Here is a 3,059-nt window from a genome sequence, read left to right as displayed (position 1 = left end):
GCCGCGAAGCTCGCGCAGGGCCCGGCGATCGCGCTGCGCGCCGCCAAGGAGTCGGTCGACACCGGTCTGGAGACCGACATCGACACCGGCCTCGCCGTGGAGCGGAACTGGTTCGCTGGACTGTTCGCCACGGAGGACCGCGAGCGCGGGATGCGCAGCTTCGTGGAGGAGGGCCCGGGGAAGGCCAAGTTCCTCTGAGGACCGCCCGCTTGCCCCTTGCTGTCGACGGGACGTCCGATCGCGGGTCCCTCGATGGGACGGTTCTGCGAGCCTTGAGGGGGCCTTGAGGCAGCCTTGAGGCCGATCCGTCGAGGGGGCCGGACGATCGCCGCCGGGCGGGCCGTCCGCGCAGGTCGGCCGGGCTGTTCCGGAGGCCCAAGTGTCGTCGGCATATGCCGGGCGCATGGTGGACAACAGGGGCGCTCGGGGGGCGTATTCCGCCGGAACGGCCACGGAGGCCGCCGCGGACGGCCATGATGGGGGCATGGCGGGGCTGGAGGGCATCGAACAGCCGCGGGGACAGGGACGTTCGGCCGCGGCACGCTGGTCGCCCGCGGTCGAGGACGACCGGGCGCTGAACGCGCTGGACCTGTACGGCAATCCGACGGAAGCCGAGGTTCCGTTGCCGTCCCGTCCCGAGTCCGCGGCCACCGCTCGCCGGCTCGTCCAGGTCGTCGTCCTGCGCCAGTGGGGCCTGACCCCCAAGCTGACGGAGGACGCGGTCCTGCTCGTCTCCGAACTCGTGGGCAACGCCGTACGGCACACCGGCGCCCGCGCCTTCGGCCTGCGCATGCGCCGCCGCCGGGGCTGGCTCCGCGTCGAGGTCCGCGACCCCTCGCGCGGACTGCCGTGCCTGATGCCCGTTCAGGAACTGGACATCAGCGGCCGGGGCCTGTTCCTGGTGGACAAACTGTCCGACCGCTGGGGCGTGGACCTGCTGCCCAGGGGCAAGACCACCTGGTTCGAAATGCGCGTCGCGGACCGCTGACCCCGCACCCCGCCGGACCCGGTCGAACCCGATGAGCCGGACCCGACTCACCGGGGGCAGCCGCTCCGGACCCGGCAGGAGCTGGTACCCGCACCTGCCGGGTTCCGGCCCGTCCGGCTGTGGGCTGCTTGCTGAACCCGGCGTGGACCGCTTGCCCGCACCCACCCAGGACCGCCGGCCGAATCTGTCGAGGCTGTTGGCGATCCCGTCGGCCCCGCCCCGACCGTGCGTGGGTCGCCGGCCGTACCCGGCGCGGTCCGCTGGCCGTGCCCGCTGGGCCTGGCGTGACCGGCCGTGGGCCGCCGGCCGAACCTGGCGAGGGCTGTTGGCGGAACCCGCAGGGCCTGGCGCGACCGTCCGTGGGCCGTCGGCCGGACCGGGCGAGGGCCGCTGGCCGGCCCCGCTGGGCCTGGCTCGCCCTGTCGTGGGCCGCCTGACCGATGCCCCGTGGCCGCGTGGCTTGACCAGTCGTGGACCGCTTGCCGAACTCGTCGGCCTGGCGTGACCGTCCGTGGGTCGCCGGCCGAACCTGGCGAGGGCTGTTGGCGGAACCCGTCGGGCCTGGCGCGACCGCCCGTGGGCTGTCGGCCGGACCAGGCGCGGGCGATTGACCGGCCCCTCCGGGCCTGGCTCGCCCTGCCGTGGGCTACCTGACCGATGCGCCGTGGTCGCATGGCCGGCCCCGTCGTGGGCCGTTTGCCGAACTCGTCGGCCCCGGCGCGACCGTCCGTGGGCCGCCGGCCGTACCCGCCGTGGACCGCTTGCCGAACTCGTCGGGCCTGGCGTGACCGGCCGTGGGTCGTGTTGGCGGACCTGGCGGGGACCGCGGGGGCGGACCGGTCGAGGGGTGTGGCTGACCGGGCCTCAGCACTCGGGCCGCGCGTGTGAATCGCCCGTTTTCTTACCCTGCGCCTCTTAAATGGTGCGGGTGACCACCACCGATCGCCGCGGCGTGCTCCGGGCCGGTGCCGGGCTCGTCGCCGGGGGCGCACTCACCACCGGGTGCTCCTCCACCGGTGCCGCCCCGCGCGACGCCGCGTCCGACGCCGCCCCGGACGCGCCGTCTCCCGCATCCTCGGCCTCGCGCGCCCCCGTGCCGCGCGTCTTCCCCCGGCAGCCCGCGCAGATCACCCACGGTCCGCGCGACAAGCCCCGCGTCGCTCTTACCTTCCACGGCCAGGGAGACCCCGAGCTGGCCCGCGCCCTGCTCACCGCGGCCGAGAAGCACGGCGCCCGCCTCACCGTGCTCGCCGTCGGCACCTGGCTCGACGAGCACCCCGAGATGGCCCGCCGGATCCTGGACGGGGGCCACGACCTCGGCAACCACACCCAGCGCCACGTGGCCGTCAACGCCCTGCCCGAGACCGACGCCCGCGCGGAGATCACCGGCTGCGCCGACCGCCTCGAACGGCTCACCGGCTCCATCGGCACCTGGTTCCGGCCCTCGCGCGCCCCCACCGCCTCCCCGCTGGTCCAGCGACTGGCCCGCGCCGCCGGATACCCGCACGTGCTCTCCTACGACGTCGACTCCCTCGACTACACCCGGCCCGGCGCCGCGGCCGTCACCCGCAAGGTCATGGCCGAGGTCCGCGACGGATCCGTGGTGAGCCTGCACTTCGGGTACGCCGACACGGTCGCCGCCCTCCCCGACGTACTCGACGAACTCGACCGCCGCGGCCTGCACGCGGTCACCACCACGGAGCTGCTGAGCTGATGCACCGCCCTTCACCGACCCGTACCGCCCGGGCCCTGCTCGCCGGGGCCGCCTGTGCCGCGCTGGCCGCGCTGTCCGCCTGCAGCGCCGGCGACTCCGGGCACCACGCCGACGAAGCCCTGGGCAGCAAGGCGCCCGCACGCCCCCAGCCCCAGCAGCGACAGGCCGCCGACGGCCTGCCGGGCATGCCACCCGTCCTGGACCCGAAGGACGTCTACGCCGCCGACCGCCCGAACAAGCTCTCCCCGGTGGTCAAGGACTTCCCCTCCCGGGTCTACGTCCCCAACACCAACTCCAACACCGTCACGGTCATCGACCCCGCGACGTACAAGGTCATCGAGACCATCCCGGTGGGCC

Annotated in this window: 3 protein-coding genes and 1 pseudogene; all 4 read left to right on the top strand. The window is 74.8% G+C overall.

Annotated features, from left to right (window positions below; translation table 11 throughout):
* A partial coding sequence (locus ABZ484_RS38500; protein WP_358870604.1) for an enoyl-CoA hydratase-related protein occupies window positions 1–198 on the top strand: 198 nt, incomplete at its 5' end.
* A 286-nt stretch (window positions 199–484) separates the two neighbouring features.
* Window positions 485–988 (top strand): ATP-binding protein, encoded by a 504-nt coding sequence (locus ABZ484_RS38495; protein WP_358870603.1) that lies wholly within the window; start codon window positions 485–487, stop codon window positions 986–988.
* 919 nt (window positions 989–1,907) lie between these two features.
* Window positions 1,908–2,702: a polysaccharide deacetylase family protein gene (locus ABZ484_RS38490; protein ID WP_358870602.1), complete on the top strand. Its 795-nt coding sequence runs from the start codon at window positions 1,908–1,910 to the stop codon at window positions 2,700–2,702.
* Window positions 2,702–3,059 (top strand): annotated as a pseudogene (locus ABZ484_RS38485) (hypothetical protein); the annotation flags it as partial. The gene ABZ484_RS38490 and the pseudogene ABZ484_RS38485, both read left to right, overlap by 1 nt.

It is taken from the genome of Streptomyces sp. NPDC006393 (genome assembly GCF_040628575.1).
Taxonomy (GTDB): Bacteria; Actinomycetota; Actinomycetes; order Streptomycetales; family Streptomycetaceae; genus Streptomyces.
The sequence above is the reverse complement of the archived record's forward strand: the minus strand, read 5'-3'. Positions and strand labels throughout refer to the sequence as shown.